The organism is Aeromonas sp. s6, assembly GCF_040907815.1.
GTDB classification, from domain to species: Bacteria; Pseudomonadota; Gammaproteobacteria; order Enterobacterales; family Aeromonadaceae; genus Aeromonas; species Aeromonas caviae.
In genome coordinates, this window is sequence record NZ_JBFOCN010000119.1 from 23832 (window position 1) to 40474 (window position 16643).

The window sequence follows — 16643 nt, forward strand, 5'->3', positions numbered from 1 at the left end:
GCCCTCTCAGGGCTTGCCGTGTTCGAAGTAGTAGCTGATCCGGGTGCGGGGGTTGAGGTATTCGAACACCGCCGGGGGCAGGCGTTTGGGCTGGATCACCTTGGCGATGGTCAGCCCGGCCGCGTCGAGGTCGATGATGGCCGCCTCCTGGCGCGGAATGCGGGGGTCGTATACCAGCACGGCGGGGTAGAGCAGGCGGGAGGCGTTGACCGACATCACCAGCCCCACCTGGCCGTTGGAGAGCTGCACCACGCTGCCCGGGGGATAGACCCCCATCAGCCGGATCAGCATGCCGAGGTGATCGGCGTTGAACTGGGACTTGCGCTGCTTGTAGAGGCTGCCGAGGGCCGCGTAGGGCACCTTGGCCTCCAGGTGGCAGAGGTTGTCGTACTCGTTGATGAGGGAGACGATCTGGGTGAGGGGATCGAGCTGATCGCCCTTGAGCCCCTGGGGGCCGGTGCCGTCCAGGTACTCGTGGTGGTTCTGCACTATCTGCTTGGCTGCTTCCGGAAAATCGCTGACCAGCCCCAGCAGTTCCAGGCCGTAGCGGGGATGCTGGGCCATCAGGTTCTGCTCCGGCTTGGTCAGCGGCTCCGTCTTGCGCAGGATCTGGCTCGGGATCCTCAGCTTGCCGATGTCGTGGAACAGAGCCCCCATGCCGACCTGGCGGATTGCCTCGGCCGGCAACTTGCACTCCCGGGCGAGCAGCATGCTGAGCACGCTGACGTTGAGGGAGTGAAACTGCAGGCTGTTGCCATCATCGCTGTCAGAGACCAGGTGCAGCACCATCTCGTCCACCGAGAGGAGCTGCTCCGTCATGGCGTTGATCAGCTCCTGGGCCTCGCTGATGGCGTTGAGGGGGCGGGACTGGATCTTGCCCATGAGGTTGCGCACCTGGGCCAGGGATTGGCGGAATTGTTTCTCGCACTGCTGCAGGTCGCGGCGATAGCGCTGCAACTGCTCGATGCGCCGCAGTTTCTCCTGCTGCATCTCCTCCTGGCGGGCGACAAGACCTTCTCCCTCAATCTCATCTGCCTGGGACTGGGTCTGGCCGAGGGGCTTGGGCGGCGTGTCGCTCTTGTCGGGAATGATGGTCACCAGCTTGAGGCCAAGGCGACGAATAAGCTCGATCTCCTCCTCGCTCTTGAGCTTGAAGCTGGAGAACAGAAACGGGTGCTCGCGCCATCCCAAAGGCAGGGAGACATAATTGCCGACTTGCAGCCGTTCTACGGAGATCTTGATTCCTGTCATGGGGTTGGGCACGAGGGACACACTGAGCCGTATGCTAGTCAAAGGGCGGGGTGAATACAAAAGGTATCTGATGACAGCGGGAGCGCTTTATTATAGGCTTCTAGATGTCCAGACATATTTACCGATGCAGTACAGGGAGTCAGCATGCCGATCAAGATCCCGGACCAGTTGCCCGCCGCCGAAGTGCTGGGGCAGGAGAACATCTTCGTGATGACGGAATCCCGGGCCGTCACCCAGAACATCCGCCCGCTGCGGGTGCTCATCCTCAATCTGATGCCCAAGAAGATAGAAACCGAGATCCAGCTGATGCGGATGCTCTCCAACTCGCCCTTGCAGGTGGACGTGGATCTGTTGCGTATCGACGATCGGGAGTCGAAAAACACGCCCCAGGCGCACCTGGAGAACTTCTATCACGACTTCGAGCAGGTGAGAGGCAACAACTACGACGGCATGATCATCACGGGGGCGCCGCTCGGGCTGGTGGAGTTCGAGGAGGTGGTCTATTGGCCCCGCATCGTCGAGATCATCGAGTGGTCCCATCAGCATGTCACCTCCACCCTCTTCCTCTGCTGGGCGGTGCAGGCGGCGCTGAAAGCCTTGTACGGCATGGAGAAGCAGACCCACGGCGAGAAGCTCTCCGGGGTCTATCGCCACCACCGCCTCGACGAGCACGAGGCGCTGCTGCGCGGCTTCGATGACGAATTCGTGGCGCCCCACTCCCGCTATGCGGCCTTCGACGGGGATCTCATCCGCGCCCACACCGATCTGCAGATCTTCGCCGAGTCGGAAGAGGCGGGCGTCTATCTGGCCGCCACCAAGGATTGTCGCCAGGTGTTCGTCACCGGCCATCCGGAATATGACGCTCTGACCCTGGATGGGGAATACCGGCGGGATCTGGCGGCCGGGCTCACCCCCGTCATTCCGGTCAACTATTACCCGAACAACGACCCAAGCCAGACCCCGCGCGCCACTTGGCGTAGCCACGGTCACCTGCTGTTTTCCAACTGGCTCAACTATTACGTCTACCAGTTGACCAGCTACAAGGTGGAAGACATCGGCAAGGTCTTTACCTACCAGCAGCCCAAGGGATAGAGCCCATCAGTCCGCCCCGGCCAGCCGCCGTCCACGGGTATCGAGCCAGTGACGGTGGCAGGCCAGGGTGAAGGCCCGTGGCCGTCTGGCCCGGATGAGGGTCATGGCCTCCTGCTGGGGCAGCCCCTGGGTCATCAGCAGCAGGGCGGCCGCCAGCCCGGTACGCCCGCTTCCGCCGTGGCAGTGAATGGCAAGGTGCCGTCCCTCGCGCAGCAGGGCGAGCAGTCGGGGTTGCACCCCGGGCCAGGCCTGTTCGAAGGCGGCATCCGGAGCCTCGTCATCCGCAATGGGCAGATGGAACCAGCTCATGCCTCTGGCCTGCACCAGCTGCCCGAGAGAGAGGGGCCCGCACAGGGCCAGCTCCTCCACCGTCATCAGGGTCAGCACCCCGCCGGCACCGGCCAGCTGCAACTGGGCAAGGGCGTCGGCCATGGGGACCTGCTGGCTGCCGGGGCAGGGGGTGAGCAGGAGCTGGCCGTCGAGCCGTGGAACGTCCAGGCTCCAGAAGGGATGGGCACTGAGCATGGGGTTCCTCGTGGTGGCCGGGATCAACGGGATGGGTATCCCGCGGGTGCGGCACAGCATAGAGGGGCCGGAGGCGATGTCAATCTGCGTTGTGTTCGGCCCGGTTTACGGGCAGAGTCTAAAAAAATCGAGCGATGCAAGGAGTAGAGATGAGAAACCTGGATCAACTGGACTTGGACATCCTGGCCCATCTGTTTCGCGATGCGGGCATGACCAACAAGGATTTGGCGGCCCTGGTCGGGGTGGCGCCGTCCACCTGTCTGGAGCGGGTGCGCAAGCTGCAGCAGGATGGCGTGCTCAAGGGGGCGCACTGCGAGGTGGATTACCAGGCCCTGGGCGGTCACATCCAGGCCATGGTCTCCCTGCAACTGGCCCGTCACAGCCGCCAGATCATCGATGCGTTTCGCGACGCCATCCTGGCCCTGCCCGAGGTGATCAGCCTGTTCCACATGGGCGGCAAGGATGATTTCCTGGTGCACCTGTGCGTCTCCGATACCGAACACCTGCGCAATTTCGTCTTCGATCACTTCACCTCCCGGGAAGAGGTGGTCCATCTCGAGACCTCCCTGGTGTTCGAGCACAGGTTCAGCCGCTCGCTCCCCTGCTTCCCCCACCCCTGACGGGGCGAGCCGCAAGAAAAAACCGCCCGAGGGCGGTTTTTTTGTGGGCGGTTCCTCAGTTGAGAGCCAGCCGGCTGTCCTGCGCCGTCCGGTATAGCCCCTGCTGATAGGCCAGGCTGCCCCACAGGACCAGCCCCAGGGCGGCATCCTTCATGGCGCCCGGCTGCGGCGCCGGGGTGAGCGTCTCGGTCGCATCCTCGTAGGTGAAGCCTTCCGGCGCCCGCTCGGGCTGCAGGATCACCACATCCTTACCGCGCATCAGGGCGAAGTTCTTGTCGTATTGCATGATGGCGCGCCCCGGCCAGTCGGCGGGCATGCGGGTGAGATCCTTGCCCAGCATGGGGTAGTCGGCACTTATGCCCATGAGGGAGAGCAGGGTCGGGGCCATGTCGATCTGGCTGACGATGCGAGGGTCCTTTCTCGGTGCTATGCCGTCCCCCAGGATGACCCCCGGGATGTGGAAGCGGGGGATGGGCACCAGGCTGGCTCCCCCGACCCGGCTGTCGTGATCGGCGATGACCAGGAACAGGGTGTCCTGCCAGTAGTCCGATGCCCTGGCCTTCTTGAAGAACTCGCCGACGGCGTAGTCCGCGTACTTGGCGGCGTTGTTGCGGGTCTGCTTGGGCTGCTCGTACAGGGCGATGCGGTTGTCGGGGAACTCGAAGGGATCGTGGTTGCTGGAGCTGAACACCAGGCTGAAGAAGGGTCTGCCCTCCTTGTGCAGCGCCGCGAAGGTCTCGTTGGCCTTGGCCATCAGATCTTCATCCGAGGCGCCCCAGGATCCCTCGAACACCGGGTTCTTGAAGTCCTTCTGCTCGACGATGGTGGTGAAGCCGTTGCCGAGGAAGAAGCTGCGCATGTTGTCGAAGTGGCTCTCGCCACCATAGATGAAGCTGGTGTCATAGCCTCGCTGCTTGAGCAGGTCGGCGATGGTGAAGAAGTTGGTCTGGCTCTTGCCGAGCTTGACCACGGCCTGGGCCGGGGTCGGCGTGAAGCCGGTGAGCACCGCCTCGATGCCGCGTACCGAACGGGTACCGGTGGCGTAGAGCTGCTCGAACGCCCAACCCTCTTTCGACAAGGCATCGATGTTCGGGGTGAGCGGTAGGCCGCCGAGGGAGCCGACGAACTGGGCCCCCAGGCTCTCTTGCAGCAGGATCACCAGGTTTTTGGGCTTGCCCTGGTAGCTGGCCGTGTTGAAGGTCTGGCTCGGCAGATCGGCAGAGGTAAAATCGCCGAGAGGGCGACCGCTCTCCTCGCGGACTATGTCGAGTACCTGATGGTCAGCCATCTTGCCGTAAAACTGGCTGGCATCCTCCTCGGCCCCCATCTGCTTGATGGCAAAGAAGAGGGAGTAGGCGGAGTTGACGGTGAGGGCGTTGACCAGGGGATCGTCGGCAAAGGCCACCATGGCCGGATTCAGGGCGCGATGGCCGAGACTGGAGCGGGCGCCGAGGAAGCCGACAGCGAGGATCAGCAGGGCGAAGGCGGGGCGCCAGTACCAGCGGGGGAAGCTTAGGTCACGCACCAGGCGGCCGCTCAGCCACCAGCCACCGCCCAGTACGGCGCCGCTGAAGATCACGGCCAGCAGCAGCTCGCCCTTGCGGCCAGCCCACAGCATGGAGAGCACCTCCTTCGGATAGATGAGGTACTCCACATAGAGGCGGTTGGGGCGCACCCCGTATTCGGTGACGAAGGCGGGAGTGGAGATCTCCAGAAAGAGCATCAGCCAGAGCCCCAGGGTGAGCCAGATCCGGATAAGCTGCATCCAGAGCCGCCCCGGCGCGTGGGGTCCGGCCAGCAACTGGGTCAAGACGGCGGGTACGCCCCAGACCCAGCAGAGGGTGGCAACGTCGACGCGAATGCCTTGCAGCAGCATCTCCTGCCAGCCAGAGACGGCATCCACCCGTTCCAGTTGCCAGAGCCCCAGGCCAAGGCGGCTGACGGTCAGGGAGATGAGCGCGATCAATGAAAAAACGGCGATGGGCCAAACCGGTCCCAGCCATTGTCTGATGGTGGTCATATTGTTCCTGCAAACCTGTTTGCGCCCAGTCCCCGGGCGCATTGTTGTTATGGTGCAGGAGTATGACAGTGGCACCTGGCAAAGGTTGCATGGGCATGGGGTATAAATGGAGAGGTTGGCACGTTTTATGATTTTTTGTGACGGGATGCAGGGTTCGAAGAGAGCATAAAACGCTGGGGAAACTGTGATCCTGCTGGCACATCGAGACAAGGGTCGTGCCTATAATGGCGCCGGATTTCTCAATCGGAGCCGAAGGGATGCCGGTCTTCATCGATGTGGAATATATGCAGGGCTGGTCTCTGTTCGTGGTGCTCTCCGACGGCACCACAGGCGTGCTGGATCTCACCCCCTGGCGCGGCCAGCCGCTGTTTGCGGCCATGGAGACCGAGCGTCGCTTCGCCCGTGTCTTCATCGATGATCGCCATCAACTGGCGTGGCCCTCGGGCTTCACCCTGGCGGCCCACGAGGTCTACCACCTGATCCTGCCCATCGACGAGCGCGCCGCCTTCCCCGATCGCAACATGCATCGCTTCTGACATGCTAACTCGTTGAGTCAGGTAACGTTTTCAGTCACAGACCCGCGTCGGTCAGGTCGTTATCATGACCCCAGTGCGGCGCTTTGGGCGCCCATCCACCACAGCGGGAACATAACAATGAAACAAGGAACGTTGCGTCGTGGCGGCCTCATCGGGGCCGCCCTGTTACTGACGGCTTGCGGCAGCGGGGGAGGCGGTGGCAGCAGTGACCCCCAGCCCCCGGTGGTCAATCCGCCCCCCGCGTCGGCCAGCCGCGCCTGCTACGGCAATGATCAGCCAGCCTGCAACCTGCGCACCTACCAGGTGATGGTGGAGTCCTTCGTCGACGGCGACGGCAGCGCCAACTACGGCGTTGGCTACGGCCCCTCCCGGCACAACGGCGATCTGCAGGGGATCATCGACAGCCTCGACCACATCAAGAGCCTCAACGTCAACGCCATCTGGCTCACGCCGGTGTTTGACTCCTGCGCCGGCCAGGCCGGGGACGACCGGCTGGATGCCACCGGCTACTTCGCCTGCGACTTCTTCAACGTGGATCCCAACTTCGGCAGCAACGCCCAGCTCAAGCAACTGGTGGACGGGGCGCACCAGCGCGGGCTCTATGTCTTCCTCGACGGGGTGTTCGGCCACGTCAACAAGGTGGGGGTGAGCAAGCCTTCACCAGAGGGGCGGCTGCCTGCCCTCAAGAGCGGCGGCGCAGGCTACCCGGGCCAACTGGTGGATTACGGCCAGCCCGAGAGTCTGGCCTACTTCAAGGAGGTGGCCCGTTACTGGGTCGAGCAGTACGGCATCGACGGCTGGCGCCTCGATCAGGCTTATCAGTTGGGGCTGGATGACTGGCGCGCCATTCGCAGCGAGGTGGCCCAGGCCAGCGCGGCGCGCAAGGCCGCCGGCCAGCAGTGGGGCACCCTCGGCTACATGGTGGGGGAAGTGTGGAAGGGCGCCGACGAGATCCGCGCCCAGGCCTATGGCCCGAGCGACAACCCGGCGCTCTCTTCGGCGTTCGACTTCCCCCTGCGCTACGGCCTGGTACAGGCGCTGGCGGTGGAAGAGTCCGGCAAAGGCGGGCAGGGGGCCAGCGTGCTCGACGCCAGCTGGAACAAGGTGGAGAACTACCCGGACCACGCCATGCCCAACCTGATGCTGGGCAACCACGATCTGGTGCGCTTCGGCGATCTGCTGGAGCGGGGCAACTTCAATGGGGCGGACTACTGGCAGCGCCACAAGGCGGCCTTCAGCTTCATGGCCGCCCGCTCAGGCCCCATTACCTTCTACTATGGCGAGGAGTTTGGCGACGAGGTGCCTGGCTTTGCCAGCCAGGTGGGGGGCGACTGTGCGGCCCAGGGGCTCTGCGATGATCACGTGGCCCGCAGCGATGGCAAGGTTCCCGGTGTCACCGGCTTCGTGCCGAGCAGCGAGCAGGCCGAGCTCAAGCAGTGGCTGAGCGCTCTGCTGGCCCTGCGCGCCGCCCACCCCGCCCTCTATCAGGGGGAGCGGGTCAAGCTGGTGGCCGAGGGGAGCGTCTATGGCGACATCAAGCAGACGGCGGGCGAGCAAGTAGTCTACCTGCTCAACGTCTCCACCACGCCCCAGAGCTACGCGGTGCCGGTCGGCAAGCTGCGCAGCGGCAGCGCCCTGGTGGATCTGCAGAGCGGCGAGAATCTGGCCATCGGTGGCAGCAGCGTGACGGTGGACTTGCCACCCCTCACCGGCCGCTTCCTGCTGGTGCGCTGAGGGAGGCAGGCAACAGAAAGGGCTCCATGATGGAGCCCTTTTTCATGGTGGCGGCTTACTTCTCGATGCCGCTGCCAAGGTCGTCCCGGCGGGAAGAGACCGAGGGCTCGGCCCCGTGGCGCCAGTGTTCCAGCCGGTTGTGCACCCCGCGGCGCAGGCTCTTGAAGCTGGCTTCCAGATAGTCCACCCCCACCAGGATGGAGAGGGTGACGACGGTGAGCAGCAGCGCCTGATGCAGCATGTCCATGCCGATGAGGGCGCCGAGGGCGGCCAGCATCCAGATGGCGGCGGCGGAGGTCACCCCCAGCACCTGACCATCCCGGGTCATCATGACCCCGGCCCCGAGAAAGCCGACCCCGGTGATGAGCTGACCCAGCACCCGCGCCTGATCGGCGCCCTGAGGACTGACGGCGGCACCGATGGCGAGAAAACAGTAGGTGCCGAGCACGATGAGGGAAGAGGTGCGGATCCCCACCGGCTTGCCGCGAAGCTGCCGCTCCAGCCCCACCAGGGTGCCACACACCAGACAGACCAGGATGTTCTCCCAGCCAAGGGGCGCGATGTCCCACCACTGCATTGTCATCATATCCACCTCTGCTCGCGATGCTTGTTATCCTGTCGCGCTCTGCCCCCGGTTCTCCAGCCGCTGGCGGAAGGCCCGGGCGAGGCGCTCGTAGAGGTCCTTTGCCTCCCTGTCTTCAATATCGCCACGTATCCAGGGGTTGTCGATGATTTCCAGCAACACGCAGCCCTGACCCTGCTGGCGCAGATCCACCCCGAACAGGCCGTTGCCGAGCTGGTGCACGGCGCGGCGGGCGGTTTGCAGCACCCGCTCTGGCACGTCACTGAGGGGCAGCGCCTCGATGCGGCTCATGTCGAGGGGGTGTTTGCGGCGACGGATGCGGTTGCCGGGTTCGGGTCGGTAGCGACGGCAGGCGAACAGCGGCGAGCCGTCGAGAAAGCCGATGCGCCAGTCGAACTCGGCAGGGATCCGGCTCTGGACCAGCAGCAGGGCGGAGCGGGCCAGCCCCTCGTCCAGCAGGCGAGCGAGCTGGATGTCATCGCCGGCCATGGCGAGGTCGCGCCCCTGGGCGCCGTCGGGGATCTTCACCATCAGCGGCAGACCGAGGCGCTGCACCAGTTCGTCCACATGCTGGCGGCCGCGGCGGGTCACGACGGTGGTGGGGGGCATGGGCACGCCGCTGCGCACCATCAGCTCGTAGAGATAGAGCTTGTTGCTGCAGGCGAGGATGGCACGGGAGCTGTCGATGACCGGCATCTTGAGCTGCTCGGCACGGCGGGCAAACTCGAAGGTGTAGTGGCCGACCGCGGTCTCGGCGCGCAGCCAGAGGGTGTCGAACTCCGGCAACCGCTCGATGGCCGAGGGGGGCAGGATCTCGGCCTGGATCCCCTGGGCAGCGGCCGCCTTGATGAAACGCTCCAGCGCCAGAGCATCGCTGCTGGCGCGGCCGTCGTTGGGGTCGACCAGGATGGCGAGCTGGTAGCGTGGCGCCGTCTGCTCCTCGTCCCCCGTGCCCACCAGCGCCTGGGCGTGCTGCACCATCAGCGCCTTCTCGCTCGGGCTCAGCGCCAGCGGTGACAGGCTCTCCTGCTGACGCACCGACCAGCCGTGGCGACCGCGCTTGAGGGTCAGCTCCTGCAGCGGCAACTGGCTCAGGCCGTAGTAATAGCGGGCGAGCCCCGCCAGCTCGCTCTGTTCGCACTGGCCGAAGATGGTGCGCACCCGGATCCTGTCTTCGCTCTGCTGGGCCAGCCAGCCCTGCAATTTGCGCCACAGCTTGGCGGGAGGCTGCTGGGGCTGCAGCCGGCTGATGGCCTGCAATCCGGGCAGGCAGTGGTGGCCGCGGGCCTGGGCCAGCAGGGAGCAGTAATAACCGGCCCCCAGGTGTTCCAGGCTGCGGCAGAGGTTGATGATGCGCGGACGCCCCCCTGTGGTGGGCAGACCGTGTTGCAGGTAGGTGCGGGCGGTCAGCAGATAGTCGGCATGGCAGGGCCAGTCGCCCGGCTCCTCGACGATGACATAGGTACTCATATTTTCAGGCTCCACAGAAAGGACTGCCAGAAACGGCAGGATCCCCAGTGGGCTTCGATGCACCGACAAGCACGACAATGGCGCGAGGGGAAACAAGAGGTTACAGTGCCTAATATTCTGCCTTGGTAACTTGTGATACAAGTCGCATTTCTGGTGCTGAGGATAAATAACCGAACAAGGACTCCCCGTGTTGACCGTGCGCGCCGCCCGAGCCGATGATTTGGGCGCCATCGTGAAGCTGGAACGCTACTGTTTTCCCCCCGAGGTCGCCTTCGGCCGCAGCCGCTGGCACTATCTGCTCAATCAGGCCAAGGGGCGCACCCTGCTGCTGCAAGACGAGAAGGCGCAGGTGATGGGCTATTTGAGCGTGCTGGAGCACAAAGGCTGGGATCGTCTCATCATCCAGACCCTCGCCATCCGCTGGACCGTCCGCCGTCAGGGGTGGGCACGCCGCCTGCTGGAGCAGGTGATCCGGGAAGGGCGCGAGGCTGGCTGGGGGGCGCTTCGCCTCGAGGTCGCCGACGCCAACCCAGAAGCCAGGACCCTCTATCAGGGGCTGGGGTTTCGCCCCGGGGTACGGCTGCCCGATTATTACGGGCCCGGACAGCATGCCCACCGCCTGGTGCTGGCGCTGGGGGATGAGCGGCAGGAGCCATCATGAGTTGCGAGGATTGCCTGGCCACCGCCATCAGGGCCAAGCTCGGGCGCTGCCCGGTCTGCGCCGCCCAGACCTTTCTCATCGGGGCCGTCGGCTGGCTGGTCTGGTGGTGGTGCGGCGCCGATACCTCGGTCAACGCCCTGACCGGCCTGCTGTTTGCGCTGGGGGGCTCGGGTCTCTTCCTGCTGCATCTGGCGGTGTTCGTATGGCGAAAGCTGGGCAAACGCGACATATAACGTGCTGATTTTTCAAGAAGACAAATAACAATGGAGGTTCACATGATTGCAATGGTAACGGGCGCCTCGTCCGGCTTTGGTGAGGCCATCAGCCGCCTGCTGGTGAGCGCTGGCCACCGGGTGATCGGCACTGGGCGTCGCGCCGAACGGCTGGCCGCCCTGTCCGAGGAGCTGGGCGAGCAGTTCCTGCCGCTGGTGTTCGACGTCCAGGACAAGGCTGCCACCCGCGCCGCCATCGAGGGGCTGCCGACCGAATGGCAACAGGTGGATCTTTTGGTCAACAACGCTGGCCTGGCACTGGGGCTGGAGCCTGCCCACAAGGCAGACCTTGAGGACTGGGAGCAGATGATCGCCACCAACATCAGCGGCCTGACCCTGATCACCCGGTTGCTGCTGCCGGGCATGGTGGCGCGCAACCGCGGCCACGTCATCAACATCGGCTCCATCGCAGGGACCTATCCCTATCCGGGCGGCAACGTCTACGGCGCGACCAAGGCGTTCGTGAAGCAGTTCAGCCTCAACCTGCGTGCGGATCTGGCGGGCACGGCGGTGCGTGTCACCAACGTGGAGCCCGGCCTGTGCGGTGGCACCGAGTTCTCCAACGTGCGCTTCCACGGCGACGACGCCAAGGCGGCCACCGTCTATCAGGGGGTGCAGGCCATCCTGCCGGAAGACATCGCCAATACCGTACTCTGGATCAGCGAGCAGCCCGCCCACGTCAACATCAACAGCATCGAGATCATGCCGGTGGCCCAGACCTTCGGTCCGCTCCACATCAGCCGTCGCTGATGTCATGACGAGCCAACTTCTGTCCACAAGAGGCGCCTTCGGGCGCCTTTTTTTGATGGGTCTGGTCGCACTCGTCATGGAGTGCAGAAGGAGGCGTGCTGCGACCCCGTGCTGAACCGTCGAAAGAGGGGGGTACTCAAGTTGGCCTGCATTTTGCTGTCTCCGGCCCATGGTGGGGAAACCATCCCCGGAGCCGGCGAGGCCGGCAGTGAGCGTGGAGCCTTCATGGATATCAAACCCTATGGTCATCAACTCGCCCAGAGCGCGTCCCAGAACCGTGCCCTGGCGACCCTCAGCGACAGCGACGACAAGCAGAGCGGCTGGTCTCAGCAGGTCAGCCTCTCCAGTCAGGTGCTGACCGGCAAGGCGCAGCAGACGCTGACCTACGAGCATCTGGCCAGGAACGGCAAGAACACAGTCCTGACCGGTGGCGTCAAGGATGCGCGGGTGCAGCAGATGGTGGACAAGGCCCTGGGCTTTGATCGCAAAAAATTTGACGATCTCGAGCGTCAGCTCAAGGGGATAGCGGATGACAAGACGCTCTCTGCCGAGGAGCGCGAAACGCAGAGCAAGGACCTGGCCGCGCAGCGCGATGCCATGCTCAAGGAGGCCATGGATCGCCTCACCGGCAAATCCGCCTCCCAGGCATGATGTGATTCAAACGGCAATCTTTTGGCGTTAAAGGCAAGGGGTTGCCCCCTTGCCACGGGGCTGGCAGGCCGTGGTCAGGGCTCAGGGACTCTGGGGGGCGATGCCGATGGCGATGGCGGTGGTCTGCACGGCCTTGATCTGGTCCCCCTTGGCGATGAGGGCGAACTGGGCCGGATCCTGCACCTTGAGGGTCAGGGTGTGGTCGACCCCCTTGACCCGGATGGTATGGTGCGCCTTGTCCACGTCGATGACGTCGGCATAGATGGTTACCTGCATGCCGGCGCCGGCTGCGGGTTTCTCCCCGGCGGCCGCCTTGCCCCCTTCCACTTCCACCACCCGTTTTCTCACCCCGGCGGTGCCCTTGAGCAGGGTCAGGTCCAGCAGTTGCAGATATCTCAAGGCCACGACATCTCCCACCTTGAGCTGGGGAAGGTTGGTCACCTCCTCCCCGGCGATCAGATCCAGGGTCTGCCCTTCGGCATTTTTCAGGCTGACCTTGCGGGTGGCCAGGTCGATGGCGGTGACGGTTGCCCTGGCCGTCAGTTCTTCGGCGAGACTGGCTTGACCGGGGGCCACGGCCACATGGGTGGTGACCTCGGCGGCATAGAGCAGGGGAGGGGCACAGAGGGTGAGGGCACCCGCAATCCAGGCGTGCTTCAGTTTCATGATAGAGACCCTGTGAGTGGGAAAGGGACCCCGGGAGGGGCTTGAGGGGGCGACGAACTCGTCTTCCCGCTATCACCATAGCAAAGCCGGGCAGGAGCGCCCGGCATCGGCAGGCTGGCATCGTATTTTTGACGACAGGCTCCCGTTTTTGACCTGATGGCACGGCAGGCGCACAATTCCCCGGCATGCAATCAACCGAGGGCTCTGCCGTGTACAACTTCCAATATGCCAATCCCACCCGCATCTGCTTTGGTGAAGGCCAGATAGCCACTCTGCCCGAGCTGATCCCGGTTGGCAGCCGTCTGCTGGTGCTCTACGGCGGCGGCAGCATCAAGCAGAACGGGGTCTATGACCAGTTGACCCAGGGGCTGGCAGGTCGGGAGTGGCTGGAATTTCCCGGTATCGGCGCCAACCCCCAGTACGACCAGCTGATGGAGGCGGTGGATCTGGTCAAGCGCGAGCGTATCGACTTCCTGCTGGCGGTGGGTGGCGGCTCCGTGGTGGATGGCACCAAGTTCGTGGCCGCCGCTGCCTGCTTCGAGGGGGACGATCCCTGGGAGATCCTGCGGGACAAGGCCCCCATCAAGGGGGCGCTGCCGCTCGGCTGTGTGCTGACCCTGCCGGCCACCGGTTCGGAGAGCAACCCCGCCGCCGTGGTGAGCCGGGGAGAGGCCAAGCTCTCCTTCTACAATCCGCTGGTGCAACCGGTGTTTGCGGTGCTGGATCCCGCCACCACCTACAGCCTTCCGCCGCGCCAGGTGGGCAATGGCGTAGTGGATGCCTTCGTCCACATCCTCGAGCAGTACCTCACCTTCCCGGTGGGGGGCGAGGTGCAGGACCGGCTGGCGGAAGGGCTGTTGCAGGTGCTGGTGGACAACGGTCCGCGGGCGCTGGCGGAGCCCACCAACTACCAGGTGCGTGCCAACCTGATGTGGGCGGCCAGCCTGGCCCTCAACGGCCTCATCGGTCGCGGCGTGCCCCAGGACTGGTCCACCCACGCCATCGGTCACCAGCTCACCGCCCTGCATGGGCTGGATCATGCCCAGAGTCTGGCGGTGGTGCTGCCCTCCCTGCTGCGGGAGCAAGCGGCCCAGAAGCAGGAGAAGCTGGCCCAGTTCGCCGAGCGAGTATGGCACTCCAGCCGCGAGGACAAGGCACTGCGTATCGAGGAGGCGATCATCCGCACCGAGCAGTTCTTCCAGCAGATGGGGGTGGGTACCCGTCTCGCCGACTATGGCCTGGATGCGCGCTGCATCCCGGGGATCTGTTCCAACCTCAAGCTGTTCGGCCTGACCGCCCTCGGTGAGCAGCAGGACATCGACCCCGACAAGGTAGCCAGGATCCTTTCCCACGCGCTGTAAGTCATCCTGGCAACCATAGTGGCGCGGATCCTTTCCCTCGCCCTCTGATCACCGGCTGGCCAACGGAAAAGAGAACGCCCCGATCATCGGGGCGTTTTGCAGGGTGTCACCGGGGCACCGCCGTTTATTCGGCGCTGCGGTCCAGCTCGCGCTCCAGCGCCGCCGCCTTCTGGCGTGCCGGATAGGTGTTGAGTCGCTGCCAGTAGGCCTCAAGGTGCGGGAACTGGGCCAGCTGGCCGCTCTGGGCCAGCAGATCCACCAGGAAGGAGTTCAGGATGTCGGCGCCGGTGAGGCGATCGGCCACCAGGTAACGGCGGTTTGCCAGCACCTCATCGAGATAACCCAGCACCTTGGCGCACTCGGCTTTGGCGTAGTCCGGCAGGAAGCGCATCGGGCTGCCATCCTTGCGCACGAACATGTCGAGCAGCAGCGGCAGAATGCCGGAGCTCTCGGCGAAGTGGAGCCACTGCAGGTATTCGGGATACTCCGGGCTGTCGGCGGCCGGTGCCAGCCGGTCCGGGGCGTGGCGGGCGATCAGGTACTCTGTGATGGCACCGGATTCCGCCAGCACCCGCCCGTCAAACTCGATGACCGGCGACTTGCCGAGGGGGTGGACGGCCTTGAGCTCGGGCGGCGCCAGAAAGGTGGCGGCATCGCGCTGGTAGGCCTTGATCTGGTAGGGCAGGCCCAGCTCTTCAAGCAGCCAGATGATGCGTTGGGAGCGGGATTTGTTCAGGTGGTGCAGGACTATCATGAAAACCTCGACGCAGTGACGGAAGGCGGTGATACGCAGCGCCCCGGCAGCCGGTTCACTTATGGATGAAAAAGAGCGGGCGTGGTGCCCGCTCCTTCGTCGATTGACTCAGGCCTCCAGCGCCTGATCCAGATCCGCCAGTATGTCCTCGATGGCTTCGATCCCCACCGACAGTCGGATCATCTCAGGTTTCACTCCAGCCTTGGCCTGCTCCTCTTCGCTCAACTGGCGATGGGTGGTGGAGGCGGGGTGGCAGGCCAGGGACTTGGCGTCGCCGATGTTGACCAGCCGCTTGAAGATCTTGAGGGCATCGTAGAAGCGCACACCCGCCTCGTAGCCCTCCTTCAGGCCGAAGGAGAGGATGGCCGAGGGGCGACCGGCCATGTACTTCTCCGCCAGCGGGTAGTGGGGGTGACCCGGCAGACCGGCGTAGCTGACCCAGGCCACCTTGGGGTGGTGCTTGAGGTGGTGGGCCACCCGCAGAGCGTTGTCCACGTGGCGCTCCATGCGCAGGCTCAGGGTTTCCAGCCCTTGCAGCAGCAGGAAGGCGTTCATCGGCGCCAGCGCTGCGCCGGTATTGCGCAGCGGCACGGTGCGCACCCGGCCGATGAAGGCCGCCGGGCCGAAGGCCTCGGTGTAGACCACCCCGTGATAAGAAGGCTCGGGTTGGGTCAGCTGGGGGAAGCGCTCGGCGTGATCCGCCCAGGGGAACTTGCCCGAGTCGACGATGACGCCCCCCAGGGAGTTGCCGTGGCCGCCGACATATTTGGTCAGGCTGTGCACCACGATGTCGGCGCCGTGTTCGATGGGTTTGCACAAGACCGGAGTGGCGACCGTGTTGTCGACGATGAGCGGCACGCCGCGGGCGTGGGCGGCCTTGGCCAGGGCGGCGATGTCGACGATGTTGCCCGCCGGGTTGCCGATGCTCTCGCAATAGACCGCCTTGGTCTTGTCATCGATGAGGGCGGCGATGGCCTCGGCGCTGTCATCCTTGGCGAAGCGCACCTCGACCCCGAAACTTGGCAGCATGTGGGCGAACAGGGTGTAGGTGCCGCCATAGAGCTGGGGGGTGGAGACGATGTTGTCACCGGCGGCGGTCAGCGCCTGGATGGCGTAGGTGATGGCGGCGGAACCTGCCGAGACCACCAGGGCGGCGATCCCCCCTTCAAGGGCGGCCATCCGCTGCTCCAGCACATCGTTGGTGGGGTTCATGATGCGGGTGTAGATGTTGCCCGGTACCGCCAGATTGAACAGATCCGCCCCGTGCTGGGCGCTCTCGAACTCGTAGGCCACCGTCTGGTAGATGGGCACGGCCACCGCCTTGGTGGCGGGATCGCTGGAAAAGCCGTGGTGCAGGGCCAGGGTCGCATCTTTCATCACACACTCCTTGTTGGATGTCACCATTATGGATGGATAGACGTCCAATCTAGCAGTCCTGGCGCCGATGTAAACCACCCATTCCGGCAAAGCAATGCCGGGGGATGGGGGTGACCGGATGGCGTCGGTGACGGCAACCTCAGAGACGGCGGCGATACTCCCTGTCGTCTATCTGGTGCATGTCCCATTGCATCAGGCGGTTGAGCTGCACCATGGGATCTTCGACCAGCGTCAGAGGGCGGGGCAGGATCCTCAGGAAGTAGCGACGGAGGATTTGCTGGATCCGGTTCGGTTTGAGGGGGTTGGCGTGGCTCATGATG

Annotated in this window: 18 protein-coding genes; 9 read left to right on the plus strand and 9 right to left on the minus strand. The window is 64.6% G+C overall.

Features of this window, described 5'->3' with window-relative positions; genetic code table 11:
- Nucleotides 1-6 precede the first annotated feature (6 nt).
- On the minus strand, nucleotides 7-1251 hold the full coding sequence (locus AB5Y50_RS17835; RefSeq protein ID WP_319882989.1) for an HD-GYP domain-containing protein: 1245 nt from the start codon (nucleotides 1249-1251) through the stop codon (nucleotides 7-9).
- A 144-nt stretch (nucleotides 1252-1395) separates the two neighbouring features.
- On the opposite strand from AB5Y50_RS17835, the gene metA reads away from it, so the two are divergent.
- Complete coding sequence (gene metA / locus AB5Y50_RS17840) at nucleotides 1396-2343, plus strand: homoserine O-succinyltransferase (RefSeq protein WP_010672713.1); 948 nt, start codon at nucleotides 1396-1398, stop codon at nucleotides 2341-2343.
- A gap of 6 nt (nucleotides 2344-2349) precedes the next feature.
- Here the strand turns inward: metA and AB5Y50_RS17845 are convergent, their stop codons facing one another.
- Nucleotides 2350-2868, minus strand: coding sequence for a tyrosine-protein phosphatase (locus tag AB5Y50_RS17845; RefSeq protein WP_010672714.1), 519 nt, complete (start codon nucleotides 2866-2868; stop codon nucleotides 2350-2352).
- Nucleotides 2869-3017: 149 nt separating this feature from the next.
- Here AB5Y50_RS17845 and AB5Y50_RS17850 point away from each other — a divergent pair, with 149 nt between their 5' ends.
- Nucleotides 3018-3488, plus strand: coding sequence for an Lrp/AsnC family transcriptional regulator (locus AB5Y50_RS17850; protein WP_010672715.1), 471 nt, complete (start codon nucleotides 3018-3020; stop codon nucleotides 3486-3488).
- 55 nt (nucleotides 3489-3543) lie between these two features.
- Here the strand turns inward: AB5Y50_RS17850 and AB5Y50_RS17855 are convergent, their stop codons facing one another.
- Nucleotides 3544-5508 (minus strand): LTA synthase family protein, encoded by a 1965-nt coding sequence (locus AB5Y50_RS17855; RefSeq protein WP_319882990.1) that lies wholly within the window; start codon nucleotides 5506-5508, stop codon nucleotides 3544-3546.
- Nucleotides 5509-5765: 257 nt separating this feature from the next.
- Here AB5Y50_RS17855 and AB5Y50_RS17860 point away from each other — a divergent pair, with 257 nt between their 5' ends.
- Both AB5Y50_RS17860 and AB5Y50_RS17865 read left to right on the plus strand, forming a co-directional pair.
- Nucleotides 5766-6044 (plus strand): DUF2442 domain-containing protein, encoded by a 279-nt coding sequence (locus AB5Y50_RS17860; RefSeq protein ID WP_039039795.1) that lies wholly within the window; start codon nucleotides 5766-5768, stop codon nucleotides 6042-6044.
- Nucleotides 6045-6161: 117 nt separating this feature from the next.
- Entirely contained in the window at nucleotides 6162-7778 is a 1617-nt protein-coding gene (locus AB5Y50_RS17865; protein ID WP_103255099.1) for an alpha-amylase family protein, read from the plus strand.
- Between the two features lie 55 nt (nucleotides 7779-7833).
- Here the strand turns inward: AB5Y50_RS17865 and AB5Y50_RS17870 are convergent, their stop codons facing one another.
- Nucleotides 7834-8364: an MgtC/SapB family protein gene (locus AB5Y50_RS17870; protein ID WP_039039793.1), complete on the minus strand. Its 531-nt coding sequence runs from the start codon at nucleotides 8362-8364 to the stop codon at nucleotides 7834-7836.
- A 24-nt stretch (nucleotides 8365-8388) separates the two neighbouring features.
- Nucleotides 8389-9831 (minus strand): RimK family protein, encoded by a 1443-nt coding sequence (locus AB5Y50_RS17875; protein WP_319882991.1) that lies wholly within the window; start codon nucleotides 9829-9831, stop codon nucleotides 8389-8391.
- 187 nt (nucleotides 9832-10018) lie between these two features.
- Here AB5Y50_RS17875 and AB5Y50_RS17880 point away from each other — a divergent pair, with 187 nt between their 5' ends.
- The 4 genes from AB5Y50_RS17880 (at nucleotide 10019) to AB5Y50_RS17895 (ending at nucleotide 12165) form a co-directional block, all read left to right on the plus strand.
- The gene (locus tag AB5Y50_RS17880) at nucleotides 10019-10492 is read left to right on the plus strand and encodes an N-acetyltransferase (RefSeq protein ID WP_319882992.1); all 474 of its coding nucleotides are present in this window, start codon (nucleotides 10019-10021) and stop codon (nucleotides 10490-10492) included.
- A complete protein-coding gene (locus AB5Y50_RS17885) occupies nucleotides 10489-10725 on the plus strand; it encodes a DUF3624 domain-containing protein (RefSeq protein WP_319882993.1) in 237 nt (78 codons plus the stop codon). Before AB5Y50_RS17880 ends, AB5Y50_RS17885 begins: the two co-directional genes overlap by 4 nt.
- 42 nt (nucleotides 10726-10767) lie before the next feature.
- On the plus strand, nucleotides 10768-11514 hold the full coding sequence (locus AB5Y50_RS17890; protein ID WP_103243819.1) for an SDR family oxidoreductase: 747 nt from the start codon (nucleotides 10768-10770) through the stop codon (nucleotides 11512-11514).
- Between the two features lie 225 nt (nucleotides 11515-11739).
- The gene (locus AB5Y50_RS17895; protein WP_202041283.1) at nucleotides 11740-12165 is read left to right on the plus strand and encodes a hypothetical protein; all 426 of its coding nucleotides are present in this window, start codon (nucleotides 11740-11742) and stop codon (nucleotides 12163-12165) included.
- Between the two features lie 81 nt (nucleotides 12166-12246).
- Here AB5Y50_RS17895 and AB5Y50_RS17900 read toward each other — a convergent pair whose 3' ends face one another.
- A complete protein-coding gene (locus AB5Y50_RS17900) occupies nucleotides 12247-12831 on the minus strand; it encodes a hypothetical protein (RefSeq protein ID WP_319882994.1) in 585 nt (194 codons plus the stop codon).
- A gap of 185 nt (nucleotides 12832-13016) precedes the next feature.
- Here AB5Y50_RS17900 and AB5Y50_RS17905 point away from each other — a divergent pair, with 185 nt between their 5' ends.
- Entirely contained in the window at nucleotides 13017-14192 is a 1176-nt protein-coding gene (locus AB5Y50_RS17905) for an iron-containing alcohol dehydrogenase (RefSeq protein WP_319882995.1), read from the plus strand.
- A gap of 124 nt (nucleotides 14193-14316) precedes the next feature.
- Here the strand turns inward: AB5Y50_RS17905 and AB5Y50_RS17910 are convergent, their stop codons facing one another.
- From AB5Y50_RS17910 to AB5Y50_RS17920, 3 genes are all read right to left on the minus strand, one after another.
- Nucleotides 14317-14946 carry a glutathione S-transferase family protein gene (locus AB5Y50_RS17910; RefSeq protein WP_039039787.1) on the minus strand — a complete coding sequence of 210 codons (630 nt, stop codon included), beginning with the start codon at nucleotides 14944-14946 and terminating at the stop codon, nucleotides 14317-14319.
- Between the two features lie 108 nt (nucleotides 14947-15054).
- Nucleotides 15055-16323 carry an aminotransferase class I/II-fold pyridoxal phosphate-dependent enzyme gene (locus AB5Y50_RS17915; RefSeq protein WP_319882996.1) on the minus strand — a complete coding sequence of 423 codons (1269 nt, stop codon included), beginning with the start codon at nucleotides 16321-16323 and terminating at the stop codon, nucleotides 15055-15057.
- A gap of 139 nt (nucleotides 16324-16462) precedes the next feature.
- Complete coding sequence (locus tag AB5Y50_RS17920; protein ID WP_319882997.1) at nucleotides 16463-16639, minus strand: hypothetical protein; 177 nt, start codon at nucleotides 16637-16639, stop codon at nucleotides 16463-16465.
- Nucleotides 16640-16643: the final 4 nt, after the last annotated feature.

Bases quoted from the DNA above. Each gene is read 5' to 3' on its own strand.
- AB5Y50_RS17860 (WP_039039795.1), top strand. From the start codon at position 5,766: ATGCCGGTCTTCATCGATGTGGAATATATGCAGGGCTGGTCTCTGTTC.
- AB5Y50_RS17845 (WP_010672714.1), bottom strand. From the start codon at position 2,868: ATGCTCAGTGCCCATCCCTTCTGGAGCCTGGACGTTCCACGGCTCGAC.
- AB5Y50_RS17875 (WP_319882991.1), bottom strand. From the start codon at position 9,831: ATGAGTACCTATGTCATCGTCGAGGAGCCGGGCGACTGGCCCTGCCAT.
- AB5Y50_RS17910 (WP_039039787.1), bottom strand. From the start codon at position 14,946: ATGATAGTCCTGCACCACCTGAACAAATCCCGCTCCCAACGCATCATC.
- AB5Y50_RS17920 (WP_319882997.1), bottom strand. From the start codon at position 16,639: ATGAGCCACGCCAACCCCCTCAAACCGAACCGGATCCAGCAAATCCTC.
- AB5Y50_RS17895 (WP_202041283.1), top strand. From the start codon at position 11,740: ATGGATATCAAACCCTATGGTCATCAACTCGCCCAGAGCGCGTCCCAG.
- AB5Y50_RS17890 (WP_103243819.1), top strand. From the start codon at position 10,768: ATGATTGCAATGGTAACGGGCGCCTCGTCCGGCTTTGGTGAGGCCATC.
- AB5Y50_RS17915 (WP_319882996.1), bottom strand. From the start codon at position 16,323: ATGAAAGATGCGACCCTGGCCCTGCACCACGGCTTTTCCAGCGATCCC.
- AB5Y50_RS17905 (WP_319882995.1), top strand. From the start codon at position 13,017: ATGCAATCAACCGAGGGCTCTGCCGTGTACAACTTCCAATATGCCAAT.
- metA (WP_010672713.1), top strand. From the start codon at position 1,396: ATGCCGATCAAGATCCCGGACCAGTTGCCCGCCGCCGAAGTGCTGGGG.
- AB5Y50_RS17885 (WP_319882993.1), top strand. From the start codon at position 10,489: ATGAGTTGCGAGGATTGCCTGGCCACCGCCATCAGGGCCAAGCTCGGG.
- AB5Y50_RS17855 (WP_319882990.1), bottom strand. From the start codon at position 5,508: ATGACCACCATCAGACAATGGCTGGGACCGGTTTGGCCCATCGCCGTT.
- AB5Y50_RS17870 (WP_039039793.1), bottom strand. From the start codon at position 8,364: ATGATGACAATGCAGTGGTGGGACATCGCGCCCCTTGGCTGGGAGAAC.
- AB5Y50_RS17835 (WP_319882989.1), bottom strand. From the start codon at position 1,251: ATGACAGGAATCAAGATCTCCGTAGAACGGCTGCAAGTCGGCAATTAT.
- AB5Y50_RS17900 (WP_319882994.1), bottom strand. From the start codon at position 12,831: ATGAAACTGAAGCACGCCTGGATTGCGGGTGCCCTCACCCTCTGTGCC.
- AB5Y50_RS17865 (WP_103255099.1), top strand. From the start codon at position 6,162: ATGAAACAAGGAACGTTGCGTCGTGGCGGCCTCATCGGGGCCGCCCTG.
- AB5Y50_RS17850 (WP_010672715.1), top strand. From the start codon at position 3,018: ATGAGAAACCTGGATCAACTGGACTTGGACATCCTGGCCCATCTGTTT.